Genomic DNA, 14652 nt, shown 5'->3' with positions numbered 1-14652 from the left:
CCGACTTTGCGGCAATTCTTGAAATATTTAATTGAAAAAGTTTACAGCTTCCTAAAATAAGCTTTTATTACGAGAGTTCGATATTATTTCTGTATTAACCTTTCAGAACAATTTTACTTATGGATTTACAATTTGAAGGACAACGATTTATCGTCTGCGGAGCAAGCAGCGGATTTGGAGAAGCCATTGCACGACAAATGCTAAAGGAGGGTGCAAATGTGGTATTGGTAGCCCGACGCGGTAACCTGCTTAGAGAAAATTTCGGCCACTATGAAGATCAAACAGATATTATTGAAGGGAGCATTCTCTATGATGACACCTTGAAAAAGATCGAAAAGAGTGTTCAGAAAAAACCGTTTCATGGAATCGTTTTGAATGCAGGCGGTCCCCCCACCGGAACTCCTTTAAAAACAGACCTGGCCGACTGGGATGCCGCATGGCAACTTGTAATGCGCTGGAAAATAGACCTTACTCTTCGCTTAGCTCCTCTTCTCGTGGAAAAGAAATATGGCCGGATTCTCTTTATTGAAAGTCAGTCTGTAAAGCAGCCGCTACCTGCATTGACTCTTAGTAACTCCTTCCGTGCCGGGGTTGTAGGATTTGCAAAATCTCTGGCGCTTGAGATTGCGGAAAATGGAGTCACGGTCAATGTTCTGGCACCTGGTTCTCACGAAACTCCGGCTATTGAGCGGGTCATCAAAAACAACAGCAGCCTAAAAGGTATTTCTTATGATAAAGCCAAGGAAGAGATGGTGGAAAATATCCCCGTCAAACGCATGGGTAAAGCGGAGGAGTTTGCATCTCTTGCTGCTTGGCTTCTTTCTCCGCACAGCGGATATGTAACAGGGCAAACCATCAGCCATGACGGCGGATCCATCAAAGGAATTTTCGGATAGTTTATGAGTGTCATTCAGAAATCAATTGCCTTATCACCCAAACCTCGCGGGTTTCACTTGATTACAGATGAAATTTTAGAAAAAATTCCAGAACTCACAAATATCCGAACTGGAATTGCTCATATTTTCATTCAACATACCAGCGCCGGTTTAACCATCAATGAGAACGCGGATCCATCCGTTCGCAGGGATTTTGAGTCGCACTTTAATCGCATGGTTCCGGAAGATCCCTCACTTTTTGAGCATACTTTGGAGGGTCCGGATGATATGACATCTCACATCAAGAGTTCCATGCTGGGACACTCCGTTTCTGTTCCTGTCACAAACGGTAGATTTAATCTTGGTACCTGGCAGGGTATTTATCTGTGTGAGCACAGAAACCGGGGTGGAGCGAGGAAGTTGATTATAACAGTGTACGGTCAAAATTCTGAGTAGACCTGGTCAATTCGAATTCCTTGCCCAAACCCATTCATCTTCAAGACTTCTGAAGATCATCCAATCAAACTCTTCATGAATCAATGCAATACATTCGGAAGGATTCAACAAGATGTCTGCGTGATTTCTTATCTCTTGAAATGACATGGACAAAACCGGTGTATAGATCGGATAGCAAACCAGGCACTTGTCAGCTTCAGAAATATCCAGTCGAGTGACAGCGGCATCCAAGATATTTGATAAATCAGATGTGATGGATTTTAATGAGCCCCCTTCTGGAAAATATCTCAGGCTTTGTCGTGAGGGGAAATAGTCTTCCATCTTTTGGTGAATAGGAAGTGTCGCTGCTTCTGTTACATCAGACAGTAAACTCTGCTCATCATCCGGCAGCAGCGCCATCAGAGCCTCTTCAAAAAGTTTACGTTCGTTGCCAAATGTAACTGCAAGACTTTCAACCTCAAGTACGGCACCGTCTCTCTTCAAGGGGAGATATACATCGAGCCATGGAATAACATGATCCTGACAGTATTCCGTTATTTCCCGGAGTTTTTTATTTCGCTCCCGTTTTGCTAATAGCTTATTCTTGCGCGATTCTTCCATGGTTTAAATGTAATCAGAAACACGCAATATTTGTGATGATTCAGAAAAAGGTTCAAATACTTTTCTTTAGCTTCAGCATGCGCGTCCACACATCCAGCCGATTGGGCTGCAGTTCATCATCCATCATCGATACTTTCTTTACATCCTCCACCGAGTAGAATGCATTCGGTGCAAACTCATTCACAACATCAGACAGCTCCTGCCATCTTTTTCTTTTTGCTACCGTAAACAGAACATTGACGGGGCCGAACTTACCTTCGCCGGGCACAACGGTAACTCGAAAGTCACGGTTCATCAGCTCTTCGGCAAGGTTTGAGTTCTCCTGGTTAACAATAATCCGGTAGATCTGAACCCCCATCTTCATCTTCTCTTCGATATACATGCCCACAAAGTTACCAGTAGCAAAACCGCCGGCAAAAGCTACGTAGTTCATCCAGTTGTCAAGATTTTGAAAAATCTGTGCCACAATGATGATCCAGATCAACACTTCAATAAAGCCAAGAATGGTTGCTTTTCCTCTGTACCCCTTCGAAACGAACATAATTCGAATGGTTCCGATACTCACATCCAGGATACGGGCAAAGAAGATGAACAGTGGGATAAATGCGGTGGGAATAAACTCTAAAACCAGAAAAGACATGATGTACCTGATTGGGATAAAAAAATAGGATGCTATTCGCGGAACAGCATCCTCTTATTTAGTGCGGAGAGAGAGGGATTCGAACCCTCGAAACCCCTTTCGGGGTTTACTCCCTTAGCAGGGGAGCGCTTTCGACCACTCAGCCATCTCTCCGTGATCGAATTCATTTCTCATCTTTTTGAGAGCATCAAATATATGAAGCTTTTCAAGCCCTTTGCAACCTTGATTTGAAATAAATTCAAAGTTAGCATGGATTAACTATTTAATTGATTTGTAATTAATGAATAACCGTTAATTAGAAGTCAAGAGTCCTCACCGGCCGTCTGTATGTAAATCTGCCCGAGATTTCGACCCTCTTGGGCAAAATCCAGACCGTAACCCAGCACAAACAGGTTTGGAATTTTAAATGCCGTAAAGTCTATCTGTACATCGTGCTGCGTGGATTCCGCTTTATGGAGTAGCGTAACCACAGTCAGTGATGCGGGCTGATGCTGTTTTAACTTCTCAACCAGATATTTCATAGAGAGTCCGGTGTCAACAATATCTTCCACGATGATTACATGCCGGTCTTGAATATCAGCATCGATCTGTTTAAGATCGTGTACCTGTCCGGATGACACTTTTTCATCCCCATAGCTGCTCAGTTTCATAAAATCCACTTCACAAGGAATGTTTACATAACGCATCAAATCAGCCAGAAAAATGTATGAGCCATTTAGCACGCCAATAAAAATCGGCCGCTTATCCTGAAACTTCGTGCTCAGTTGTTTACCAATCTGCTTTATTCTCTGTTGAATCTCTTCTTGAGTGAGATAGATGCGAAAACTCTCACCTTTTACATTTATTTTTTCAGGAAGATATTGGCCCATGAAATTTTTTATGTATTTCGAATGACAAGTACTTTTTCTGTATCGGATGAACATCGAACTGTTTCAGACACCGTTCCGATCTGATCATCTGACGTGTTGTGCGGGAATATAACGGCACTGACAGTTTCATCAAAAGATTCTATCAAGAAAGCTTCCGATTTTTGAGCTGATGAAATTTTTCTGTTTGTCAGGTGATTCGAGATGAGCTGGGTACCCTCCATTCCCAACGGCTGAAATCTGTCACCCTCTTTCCACTGTCTTACAGTAATCGGAAAACTCAATTTATTGAGATCCAAGTAGAGAGCTTCACTCTCATAAGAAGAGGAATACTTCTCTATGGTGAATTGAACTCCATACACAGCACCAAGATCCTGAAGATCTTCCCTTTTTATAACTACCTGTGAGATCGTTGAACCAGCCGTTTTACGAATAACCAATTCATCCCGGTCTCGCATGATTTCATACTTTGATGATAGCTGAATGGCTTTGCCCGACTGTAGCTCCGTAAGCTGTTGTGCTATCTGAGTTAATGAACTGCTCGGGTCCACTCCTGCTTTTTCCCTTTGAATAAACTGATAGAGGATCACCGGACGTATCAACTCCGGCAGGTTCTTGAATGAATCAAAGTCCAGAGAATGTCCATCGTTCAGCGTTTGACTCAACAACTCTTTTGCCATCAGCTCATACTCGGATGCCCGCCTGGGAAGTTTTAAAATATTTTCTCTCCAGCCCGGAAAAAAATTGTGTAGTTCAGGAAACCAGTTATGGCGTAGAAAATTTCGCGCATACGTTGACTCTTCGTTACTTCCGTCAATCCGATAAGGTATATTCAACTCCTCTACAAACGTGAGAATATCAGATTTAGAGAGATCCAGGAGCGGGCGCCAAAGCTGATTCTCAAGCGGCTGGATTCCCTGCCATGCCTGCATCCCTGCCCCTCTTAAAATTCGCTGAAGGATTGTTTCAATCTGATCATCCTGGTGGTGAGCGGTTACAATAAAATCTGCCTCAAATTCCTCCTTTAAATCCGAAAATATTTCATAGCGCCGGTCTCTTGCCCAAGCCTGAAAATTTGCACCTGAAATCTCTTTATCAAGTCGGACGGATACACATTCGAACCCCCAGAATACGCTCATTTTTTCTACCAGCCGTTGATCTTTTTCAGACTCCTCACCCCGTAACTGATAGTTACAGTGAACCATAACAGCATCTATCTCAAAACGATGCAGAAGGTACATTAAAGCCATGGAATCCGGCCCACCGCTGATTCCGGCAATCAACTTTGAAGAGTCGGGCAGTAAGTTATCAACGGATTTTTGAAATGCTTTCGCTACCGGAGATGATTCGAATTTGCTCATGTGAATAGGTGTTCAGCTCCAAATTGTTATTTAATACCAATAACTCACCTTTTTCATTAACTCCCAAAAATTTGTACCGATCATCAAGTAATTCATTATCAATTTTCAGCCGAACCCATTCGCCATATCCAATGAGGTTTCGACTGATCGATTTATGAAGTTCAGAATCTCCGGCAGCCCAGTTTTCATATATCATTTCGCAGGCATTTAAAACTTCCGCCAGTAACTGCTCACGATGTATTTCTTTCGATGAAACCTGACATAAAGCGGCAACCTCACCCTCCAACTCTTTCGGAAAGTTCTCCTGAAAAATATTGAGCCCGACCCCAATTAATGTTCGTTCAGGACGAACTCCCAGAAATGTACACTCTGTCAATACACCTCCGATTTTTTTTGAACCCACGTAGAGATCATTAGGCCATTTCAGAAAGACCGCCTCATATGTATATCTTCTCAAAACAGTCAAAACACCATAGGCAAATGCCAATGTCAGAAGTGATAACCGATCTGCTTTCCCCGGTTTGAAGGCGGCTGTGAATGTCAGATTAAGTCCGGGATCGGCAATCCATTTTTTTTGATGCTGTCCCCGCCCTTCGGTCTGATGATTCGCTACAACAACTTCTCCGTGAGTCAATTCATTCTCAGGGATCCGTTTCAGATAGGAATTGGTTGAGCCGACCTCTTCAATAAAATGAAAAGTTCTACCGAGCCATTTCGTTTTTAGATTCTCTTTAAATTGCTCGGTATGAAAAGGCCTGCTCCCCATGATCATTATTTACCGGTTATTACCACTGAGTCTTCACTGCCAAACTCGTTGGGTACATATTGATCTGCATGGTCATCATTTTCCCAATGTTCACCGTCAATCAGATATCGGAATTTGTAGTTCGATTCAGGTTTTAATCGTTTTGTAATCTCCCAGTTCCCTTTTTTATTCTTTTTCATTGAATCTGTTTTTCGGTCCCAGTCATTGAAATCACCGACCAGCTTAACTTCTTGATCGGCCCACTCACCGGGCAGTGTAAACGTTACCTTACAAACAGTTCTCTTTGGTGTATATGCTTTACTTAACATGATGATTGAATTTTTTTCAGTTGATTCACCATATTAACTAATTATTTTACTTAAGAAAAGATTATTACAAAGATGATTTCTTTACAAACATCCTATTTGCGGATATTTTTAAGGTGATTTTGCAATAAAGCCTTAAATTATCAACTATGGAAACGGTTCCTGATTAAGCTCCGTCGATGGATAATCATCAACCGCATAAACTGTTATGGTTTTTAATTTAAATCAGATGAAGAGAGCTTTGCAATACCATCTTATAAGAGATCAGACAAACTGATTTAACAATTTTTCTGCCTCTAAGGGTGAGTTTGCACTGAGTACAGAATCAGCCAGTAACTGCATCTCATCGAGAGTGTGATCGCAAAGAAAAGCTTTTACTGCCGGAAGTGCAGACGTAGTCATACTTAAACTATTGATCCCCATTCCAATCAGGCAGGCGGCCTCTTTCGGTTTCGATGCCATTTCACCGCATACCGCAACGGGCACTCCATGTTTATCGGCACCGACCTTGGTCATTTGAATCAGCTTCCAAACTGCCGGGTGATTTGGTTGAAAAAGATCTGAAATCCTTTCATTCCCACGATCAACAGCCAGAGTGTACTGCGTTAAATCATTCGTACCGATACTAAAAAAATCTACATTTTCAGCGAACTGCTCAGCGAGGAGTGCCGCACTGGGCACCTCAATCATAATCCCAATTGGCAATTCGGAGTCGATATTCACAGACCCCTTCTCAAGTTTTGTCCTGATATTCTCAGCTGCCTTCTTCAGTTTATTCAATTCACTCATGCATGAAATCATCGGAACCAACATTTTTATCTGACCAGGAAACTCTCCGGACAAACGATAAATGGCCTCCAGTTGGTTATCCAGTAGATCTTGCCTGTCAAGCAACATTCTGATACCACGCCACCCCAAAAAAGGGTTCGCTTCTAAATCGGAGTCTCCGATAAGTTTATCCCCTCCGGCATCAAACAGCCGAATCGTTACTTCAGAACCACCGCTGGCCTGAACTACTTCCCGATAAAATTTCAATTGAGCTTCAACATCAAAGCCGGTTTTTTGAAACAAGATCGTTTCTGTTCGAAGAAGCCCTACCCCGTGTGCACCATGTTTTTCAATTCTTGGCAGCTCTTCAAGAAACTCCACATTCGCCTGAAGATGAAATGGAGAGCCACATCGAGTTTCGCTGGGCTGATCAATAATCTTTAGCGATTCTTGGTAGAGCCGTTCCTGTTCCTCTTTTCTGTCCCGATAGTATCGGCTTTCTCGCTCATCGGGTCTGATGATTACCTTTCCAGTATCGCCATCAACAAAAACTTCCTCGCCTTTCAGCAACTTTTTTCGGTTCCATTTCACATTGATGACGCAGGGAATATCAAGTGACTGGGATAGAATTACCGCGTGGGAGGTCAGTCCACCCTTCTCCATAACAACACCGGCAATATTCTGGCGACTCAGTTCAATCATCTTTGTCGGTGAAATATTTGAAGCGAAAATGACAGAGTTTTCTGTCACCTCCGTTTCCCGGCGGCGGTTTCTCACAATATCTATTAGCTGATCACGAATGGCAATCAGATCAATTGTTCGGTCATTCAGCCATTCCGAATCAGCATTCTCCATAACATGGATATACTCATTAAATGTGCTGTAGATCGCATATTCAGACCGGTATAGCTCATTCTTTATCTTATGCTGAATGGATTTATTCAGCTCGGGATCTTTCAGTGTCTCGATCTGTGCATCTAAAATTTCGGCAACTTCTCCCGATTCACTTTTTTTCAAACGTTCAAATTTCTCTCTCAAATAGTTGATGGAGCGTCTGAACCGATCCAGGTGTCCCTCCACCTCGTTGGTCTGAATCTTTTCTGGGCTAACATCTTCTGTATTGTCTTCCAGTATATAGGCATTGCCAAGGCCAATCCCTCTTGAAGCAGGTATACCTGTTAGCTCAATACGACTCCTCATAACCATTAGTTAGGTTGAAACTTATTCTCAAACAGCTCAGAAATAATTTTAAGTGCTTCCTCTTCGTCAGGGCCGTCAAATATCAACTCCATTTCGGCACCACTTTCTGCCGCGAGGGTCATGACCCCCAAAATACTTTTGCCGTTTACTTTATACCCATACATACTAATGTAAAAATCTGAATCAAATTTAGATGCGGTTTTTACTAATACTGATGATGGGCGAGCATGCAACCCGGCTTCATTTTTAACTGTTACTTTCTTCTTTACCATCTGATGAAATCATTAAATCCGGCTGGGGAAATTATCATACAGCCTGTTTGTCACTGTACAATTAAGAAGTACAAAAACGGTGTTAAATCGTTCGCCTGCAAGAAAATTTTTGCAATTATTTGCACATTCTCACTGTCAGAGATCAACTGTAGAAAATAACAAAAATTACTCGAACACATAGCATCCGAGTCAATCAAATTAACGGAAGTTTAACAATTACTGATAGTCTAAAATATCCGCAGGAGTAGTCCATTAAGAATGGAGATGAAGAGAGCAAAAAACAGAGCCCACCAGAAACTTTTTAACGAAAAGCCCTCAACAAGTTTATCTATTAGCATAAGCATCCAGGCATTAATTACCCAGACAAACAGCCCCAGCGTAATAATCGTCAACGGAAGGGTAAGCAGCACGATGAATGGTTTAATAAATACGTTGATTAAAGCCAGCAGAATGGCTACACCCAATGCCGTTAAATAGTTTTTAACCTTTACACCATCTAACAAATAGGCACCGAAGAAAATAACCAAGCTGTTGATTAATAGTATTTTTAACATGGGAATCGGATTTAGTACTTTTCCTGAAATTTTCTGCTAATACAAACCTGATTAGCTTTACGGGGTTTTAACATAAAAGTTTAATAATTCATGCAATTTACCCGATTCAAAGGTCTTCAAAATATGCCTTCAACCGACCTTTACGAGATTCTGAAACTGCGACAGGATATTTTCATCATAGAGCAGACATGCATCTATGATGATATTGACGGGCGAGATTCTCATTCAGACCATCTGCTGCTAAAAGAGGATGGTAATCTAATCGCGTACAGCAGGATAGTGCCACCGGGCGATAAATTCAGCGATGTATACATTGGGAGAATTGTCGTCCATAAAGATCATAGGGGCAGAGGATTGGGAAAAATGGTCGTAAAAGAATCCCTCAAATGGGTTCATGAAATGGAGTATGATCGTGTATTTATAGAAGCACAAGCTCATCTGAAATCCTTCTATAAGGAGCTCGGTTTTGCACCTTGCAGCGACGTTTATGATGAGGACGGAATTCCTCACCTGCAGATGGTACAACAACTATGAGTACCTTTCTCTCACTTTGCCTACTCTCTTAATCGCATCATCACATAGATCTTTCAGCTCATTTATCAAGATAGCCAGCTCTTTTTCAATGACCTGTTCACGGCCTGCCATCTCTTCAATTTTTTTAGCCAGCTCTGTGGCTTGCTCCATACCAATATATGTGAATGTTGGTTTAAGGGTATGAGAGCTGCTCTTTACAAGATTATATTTGCCCTGATTAAAATACTCAAGAATTTGATCCATCAATTCGGGAGTTTGATCCAGAAATAGGTCCAGCATCTCTACTATCAGCTCCTGGTCACCACCCGTCATCTCTTCAAGATTGTTTAATAATTCATCGGGCTCCTGACCATCATCTTCTGGAAGCTGCTCACCGCTCTCCCTGTCAACAACATATTTTTTGAAATTTTCGTAGATCTGGTTGTATGTGAATGGCTTTGCCATAAACCCATCCATTCCGGCCTCTCTGCACTCTTCAATATCCCGATCCAACACAGATGCCGTGATTGCAACGATCGGTGTGTGAATTCCCTTTTTCTCTTCTCGACCCCGAATTTTACGGGTTGCTTCTAGCCCACCCATTCCCGGCATGTGAACATCCATAAAAATAGCTAAATAATTGTGATGCTCACTCAATTGAAGAGCTTCAGCACCATCTTCGGCTTCATCTACTTCAACCCCCAAACGCTTCAGCATACCTTTCACAATTCTGCGATTCAGAGGATAGTCATCCACAATTAAGATTTTATGTCCGGAAAACTCTTCCTCATCAGACTCCTGCTGATCCAGCGATTTGTACTCTGTGGACGACCCTGGAAGTTCAAACGGTAACAGCAGTGTCACCGTTGTTCCTTTCCCAATTTCACTCTCCACATCAATCCGGCCATCCATATGCCCAACCAGTTGCTTCACTATAGAAAGTCCAATTCCGGTACCTCCATACTTGTACAACCTGGACTTGAACGCCTGATTAAAACTCTCAAACACATCCTCAACCATCGATTCAGGAATACCGATTCCTGAGTCTTTTACTTTTATTTCAACCGGTACCCTTCCATTTTCAGGCTTCAAGGCCCTGGCCAAAATAGTTACCGTCCCTTCGTTGGTAAATTTGATGGAGTTACCAATCAGGTTCATTAAAATTTGTGTCAGTCGGACAGAATCTCCCAAAAGTTGTGAGGGAAATTTATCTGATACTACGAGTTCTAGCTTTAAACCTTTTTCTTCGGCTCTCCCCTTTATTGTCTCAAGCAGGCCGCTCAGCTGTTTTTGAAGGTTAAACTTCCTGTTCTCGAGCTTGAACTGGGTTGATTTCAGGAAGTTAAATTCCAGAATATCGTTGATGATTGCTAAAAGGTTTTCAGCAGAGTGCCGAACTTCTTCTACATAGTCTGCCTGTTCCTCACTCAACTCTGTTCCTTCCAGTAGTTGAGCTGTACCAAGTATGCCGTTTAGGGGGGTTCTCATCTCATGGCTCATATTCGCCAGAAATTTATCCTTCACTACTTTTGACTCCTCCGCTGATTCAACTGCCTTCGTCAGTTCTCTCTCCCTTCTTTTTCGAATTGTGATATCCTTAATAAGAATCACACAAAACTTTTCATCGCCGTCATCTATGGAGTATGACTTCACGATAGCCCAAAATGGATTACCGGCAGCTGTCAGCCCGGAACACTCCTTTTCGAACGTTTCACTCTGATTAAAACTTTTCAGAATGGACTGATAAATGTTGTCAGCAGTAGTTTTATTGGCTGTTAATCGTGGTTTAGCTCCCACAACATCCTCTTCTGCCTGTTCGGTGAGTGAGTAGTAGGTTTGATTGGCATACAGAGTCCTCAACTCACCATCAGACGGTTCACAGATAAGACAAGCATCAAACGTGTAGTTGAGAAGCTTAGAAATGAGTGTAGCATGTTTTTGAAGAAATTCTATGTCACCGCTCATGATAAAACTTTTCTATTTACCCCTTTCAAGAAGGTATAAAAAATTACGGTGGACTACGTCATGGCTACACCATGCAAAGTAAACTTTCAGCCGGTAAAAATAACAATTGCGATAACTACGAGCAGAGCTACCTTAAAGAGTAATGTTTTCCAGTTTTTCATCAGAGAACACAAAATTTTAAAAGAGTGGCTTTGTGGGACTATTCTATCTAAATAGAACCGTAGCCAAAATCAAGTTTTTGTTTATCACCATCACAACTATTTACAATTTTTTGAATGAGCCTTTCACAGCTTTTGTAATGTTGTGTACTTAATAAGAGTTTTTAGAAAGGAATTTGTTACAAGAAATCATCTATTTTGTTCCTGATTCATCAATATTTTTTGTCTGCAATCTTCGGGAGTTTCCTACAACATTGATGGAACTCAGAGCCATGGCAATTTCAGCCAGAACGGGATGCATCCAGCCAACCATTGCAACAGGCAGCATTACCAAATTATAGAAAAATGCCCAGAAGAGATTTTGACGAATTTTCTTGAATGTCTCCCTGCTCAAGTTTATAGCCCGCAATATTGCTTGCGGGTTGCCATCTATAAGAATCATACTGCCTGATTCAATTGCAATGTCAGTCCCGGTTCCGAGGGCGATTCCAACATCAGATTGGGTTAATGCAGGCGCATCATTAATTCCGTCACCTACCATGGCCACCACTTCTCCCTTCTCTTGGAGCTGTCTGATAACGTCCGACTTTTCACCGGGTTTTACTTGAGCATAAAACTCATTGATTCCGATCTCTTTTGAAATAATTTCAGCAACTTTCTCTTGATCTCCCGTCAGCATCACCGTTTTATACCCTTTCTTGTGCAGTGACGCGATGACTTCGGGAGTCTCTTTTTTCAGAGTATCCTTTATACCGCAAAGTGCTTCAACTTTCTCACCAATAACCAAAAATATGGTTGTTTTCCCTGAAGCCAACAGTTTGGATGACTCTCGTTCCACTTCAGAGGTAAGTGCTACGGAGAATTTTTCAAGCAGATCTTTATTCCCAGCCAGAATTCGTTCACCATCCACCTCTCCTTTTACACCCATTCCGGTGAAGGACTCAAAATTTTCTACATCAGGCAGATCATCAATTCCGGTATAAGAAGTGATAGCCCTGCTTAGTGGATGCTCCGAAAGGTTCTCAATTGCTGCAATTCTCTTTTTCAGCAATTCATCTGCGTCTGTAAAACTAACCCAGTCCGTCACTTCAGGCTCACCTTTGGTCAGAGTTCCGGTCTTATCAAATACAAATGTTGTCACCTCTTCCAAGCGCTGAATCGCTTCACCTTTCCGGATTAAAATTCCATTCTCGGCACCAAGTCCGGTTCCAACCATCAGGGCGGTTGGGGTAGCTAAGCCCAGCGCACAGGGACATGCAATCACCAATACTGCAAGCGCTACAAAGAAAGCCTGACTGACCGGCTCAAGGTCGGTGATGATCCATGGCAAAAATGAGTCTGCCCAGACCAGAATCGGGCGTAACCCTTCCGGAAAGATCATCCATACGGCAAATGTAAATGCTGTTAAGGCCAGTACAACAGGCACAAAAATAGCCGTAACCCGATCCGCAAAATCCTGAATCGGTATTTTCGATCCCTGAGCCTCTTCCACCATCCGGATAACTTTGTTGAGGAACGTATTTTCGCCGACCTCCTTAGCCTGAACACGTATCGATCCTTCACTGTTTATCGTCCCGCCTATGACTTCATCCCCTTTCTCCCTCACTACCGGCATCGACTCTCCGGTTACCATCGATTCGTCAACTGAACTTTTGCCGTCTACAACCACACCGTCTGTTGGAATGGTTTCGCCCGGGCGGACAATCATCACATCCCCTTTTTTCAATTCACTTACTTCAATCTCTTCTTCCAGGCCATTTTTGATAATTCTTGCAGTTTTCGCTTCCAGTGTCAGAAGTTTAGTAATTGCATCCGATGCTCGGCCACGTGCCTTTGCTTCAATGTATCGGCCGGTCAAATGAAAAGACATGATCATAGCCGCAATCCCGGCAAAACTGTAGAATGGCGAGTGGACCCACCCAAACATATGAGCCAGGGATACAAATCCGGTAATGAGTGATGCCGTTGTTCCGAGAGCAATCAGCACATCCATGTTGGGTGTGAGATTTCGGCTGGAGATCAGTGCACTTCGAAGGGTTTCTAAGCCCGGCCCAAAAAGGACATAACCGGCACCGGCAACCATTGCAAACTCCATCACAAGGTGAGAAGTAAGATGAATTCCAAGCACCATGCTTAGAAACATCCAGAGCATCAGCGGGAGTGTTACAACCCAGCTCTGAACCATCTTTTTCTTAGCAGCCGAGAGCTTTTTCTCTTCTCTCTCCTTTTTTTGATCTAACTTATTTGCTTTTTTTTTTGCTGATCGATCACTTCGTAACCGGCACTCTCAATACTCTCTCGGATCTCATCTATTGAAATGATTGAAGAATCGTACTCAACAAAAGCCTTTTCTGCTGTAAGATTCACATTTGCCTGAATAATCCCCTCTCTTTTATTCAGTGCTTTTTCAACGGCTGAAGAGCATCCGGCACAGTGCATCCCTCCTATCTGAAGTGAGACCGATTCAGTTTTCTCTTCTTCAACTTCATACCCGGCATTTTCAATTGCTTCCCGAACTTTCTCATAAGGAAAGTCATCCCCTTCCACTTCAATTTCTGCACTCTCTGTGGTAAGCTGAACGTTTACATCCTTCACGTTATCCAGGCGACTCAATACTTTCTCAACAGCATTGACGCAACCTGCACAATGCATTCCGTTTATTTGAACACGTTTCTTCATTTTCTGCAATTCAGTTTTCACATTTTCTTTCTGTAATGAACTTACAAACTCACTGAACTGGAATCGTTATATCGGAAAGAGCAGGTTGTGTAAAATTTTTGGATTAAATCTGATCCAAAGGCTGACGGGCTTTTTGATCAGACTTCCTGTATTGTGTCACGGTCAACCCGGTCACTTTTTTGAACTGATTGGATAGATACTGTACGCTGCTGTATTTGAGCCTCCAAGCTATTTCACTCAGTGTCCATTTTTCGAAACCGAGCAACTCTTTCACTCTCTCTATTTTCATTTTAATGAGATGTGTCTCTACAGTTTCACCGGTCTGTTCTGAATATATCTTACTCAGATAAGAGTAGTTGTAGTTTGTTAACCGGGAGACAAATACCGACAATTTTTCCGGGTTCTGTTCCTTTTCCAGATGATCAACATATTTAATCAGAGCCGATTTTACTTCGTTCACAAGTTCCGTCTCCCGGTCAAAGATCAGTTCAAAGCCTTTATCCTGAAGACGTTGACTAAGAGTTAACATCTCTTGATCGGTCAACTTTCTGTCAACATGTACCGAGCCAAGCTCTACTTCGGCATTGGATATGTTCATCCCGGCAAGAATTCCCGAAACAGATTCCACGCATCGGGGACAAACCATATTTTTGACTGATAACTTCATACACTTG

General features: G+C 42.4%; 16 protein-coding genes and 1 tRNA gene. 3 read left to right on the top strand and 14 right to left on the bottom strand.

Annotation, left to right across the window (positions count from 1 at the left end; translation table 11 throughout):
- Positions 1-119 precede the first annotated feature (119 nt).
- A complete protein-coding gene (locus tag BG260_RS02300; protein ID WP_069130321.1) occupies positions 120-896 on the top strand; it encodes an SDR family oxidoreductase in 777 nt (258 codons plus the stop codon).
- A 3-nt stretch (positions 897-899) separates the two neighbouring features.
- On the top strand, positions 900-1331 hold the full coding sequence (locus BG260_RS02295; RefSeq protein WP_069130320.1) for a secondary thiamine-phosphate synthase enzyme YjbQ: 432 nt from the start codon (positions 900-902) through the stop codon (positions 1329-1331).
- A gap of 6 nt (positions 1332-1337) precedes the next feature.
- On the opposite strand, the gene BG260_RS02290 is transcribed toward BG260_RS02295, so the two are convergent.
- From BG260_RS02290 to BG260_RS02245, 10 genes are all read right to left on the bottom strand, one after another.
- A complete protein-coding gene (locus tag BG260_RS02290) occupies positions 1338-1931 on the bottom strand; it encodes a hypothetical protein (protein ID WP_069130319.1) in 594 nt (197 codons plus the stop codon).
- Positions 1932-1983: 52 nt separating this feature from the next.
- Positions 1984-2571 carry a DUF2179 domain-containing protein gene (locus tag BG260_RS02285; protein WP_069130318.1) on the bottom strand — a complete coding sequence of 196 codons (588 nt, stop codon included), beginning with the start codon at positions 2569-2571 and terminating at the stop codon, positions 1984-1986.
- A gap of 64 nt (positions 2572-2635) precedes the next feature.
- Positions 2636-2724: transfer RNA gene (locus BG260_RS02280), tRNA-Ser, on the bottom strand.
- A gap of 149 nt (positions 2725-2873) precedes the next feature.
- Complete coding sequence (hpt, locus tag BG260_RS02275; protein ID WP_069130317.1) at positions 2874-3440, bottom strand: hypoxanthine phosphoribosyltransferase; 567 nt, start codon at positions 3438-3440, stop codon at positions 2874-2876.
- Positions 3441-3448: 8 nt separating this feature from the next.
- Positions 3449-4798, bottom strand: coding sequence for a tRNA lysidine(34) synthetase TilS (gene tilS / locus BG260_RS02270; protein ID WP_069130316.1), 1350 nt, complete (start codon positions 4796-4798; stop codon positions 3449-3451).
- The gene (locus BG260_RS02265) at positions 4746-5564 is read right to left on the bottom strand and encodes a biotin--[acetyl-CoA-carboxylase] ligase (RefSeq protein WP_069130366.1); all 819 of its coding nucleotides are present in this window, start codon (positions 5562-5564) and stop codon (positions 4746-4748) included. The genes tilS and BG260_RS02265 overlap by 53 nt, the downstream gene beginning before the upstream one ends.
- A 5-nt stretch (positions 5565-5569) precedes the next feature.
- Positions 5570-5872, bottom strand: a complete 303-nt coding sequence (locus BG260_RS02260) for an isoamylase early set domain-containing protein (protein ID WP_069130315.1) — start codon at positions 5870-5872, stop codon at positions 5570-5572.
- A gap of 261 nt (positions 5873-6133) precedes the next feature.
- Positions 6134-7837 (bottom strand): phosphoenolpyruvate--protein phosphotransferase, encoded by a 1704-nt coding sequence (gene ptsP, locus BG260_RS02255; RefSeq protein WP_176719412.1) that lies wholly within the window; start codon positions 7835-7837, stop codon positions 6134-6136.
- Positions 7838-7842: 5 nt separating this feature from the next.
- Entirely contained in the window at positions 7843-8109 is a 267-nt protein-coding gene (locus BG260_RS02250) for an HPr family phosphocarrier protein (protein ID WP_069130313.1), read from the bottom strand.
- A gap of 227 nt (positions 8110-8336) precedes the next feature.
- The gene (locus tag BG260_RS02245; protein WP_069130312.1) at positions 8337-8663 is read right to left on the bottom strand and encodes a phage holin family protein; all 327 of its coding nucleotides are present in this window, start codon (positions 8661-8663) and stop codon (positions 8337-8339) included.
- 90 nt (positions 8664-8753) lie between these two features.
- Here BG260_RS02245 and BG260_RS02240 point away from each other — a divergent pair, with 90 nt between their 5' ends.
- On the top strand, positions 8754-9197 hold the full coding sequence (locus BG260_RS02240; protein ID WP_069130311.1) for a GNAT family N-acetyltransferase: 444 nt from the start codon (positions 8754-8756) through the stop codon (positions 9195-9197).
- Here the strand turns inward: BG260_RS02240 and BG260_RS02235 are convergent.
- The 4 genes from BG260_RS02235 to BG260_RS02225 all read right to left on the bottom strand — a co-directional run bounded on the left by BG260_RS02235 (position 9192) and on the right by BG260_RS02225 (position 14645).
- Positions 9192-11141, bottom strand: coding sequence for a PAS domain-containing hybrid sensor histidine kinase/response regulator (locus BG260_RS02235; RefSeq protein WP_069130310.1), 1950 nt, complete (start codon positions 11139-11141; stop codon positions 9192-9194). The genes BG260_RS02240 and BG260_RS02235 overlap by 6 nt on opposite strands.
- A gap of 351 nt (positions 11142-11492) precedes the next feature.
- The gene (locus tag BG260_RS02230) at positions 11493-13484 is read right to left on the bottom strand and encodes a copper-translocating P-type ATPase (RefSeq protein WP_218089710.1); all 1992 of its coding nucleotides are present in this window, start codon (positions 13482-13484) and stop codon (positions 11493-11495) included.
- 50 nt (positions 13485-13534) lie between these two features.
- Positions 13535-13978 carry a heavy-metal-associated domain-containing protein gene (locus BG260_RS14245; protein ID WP_218089709.1) on the bottom strand — a complete coding sequence of 148 codons (444 nt, stop codon included), beginning with the start codon at positions 13976-13978 and terminating at the stop codon, positions 13535-13537.
- Positions 13979-14081: 103 nt separating this feature from the next.
- Positions 14082-14645, bottom strand: coding sequence for a helix-turn-helix domain-containing protein (locus BG260_RS02225; protein ID WP_069130309.1), 564 nt, complete (start codon positions 14643-14645; stop codon positions 14082-14084).
- Between the last annotated feature and the right edge of the window lie 7 nt (positions 14646-14652).

Source organism: Rhodohalobacter halophilus (assembly GCF_001715195.1).
Classification (GTDB): domain Bacteria; phylum Bacteroidota; class Rhodothermia; order Balneolales; family Balneolaceae; genus Rhodohalobacter; species Rhodohalobacter halophilus.
This window is presented reverse-complemented; position numbering and strand designations above follow the sequence as displayed.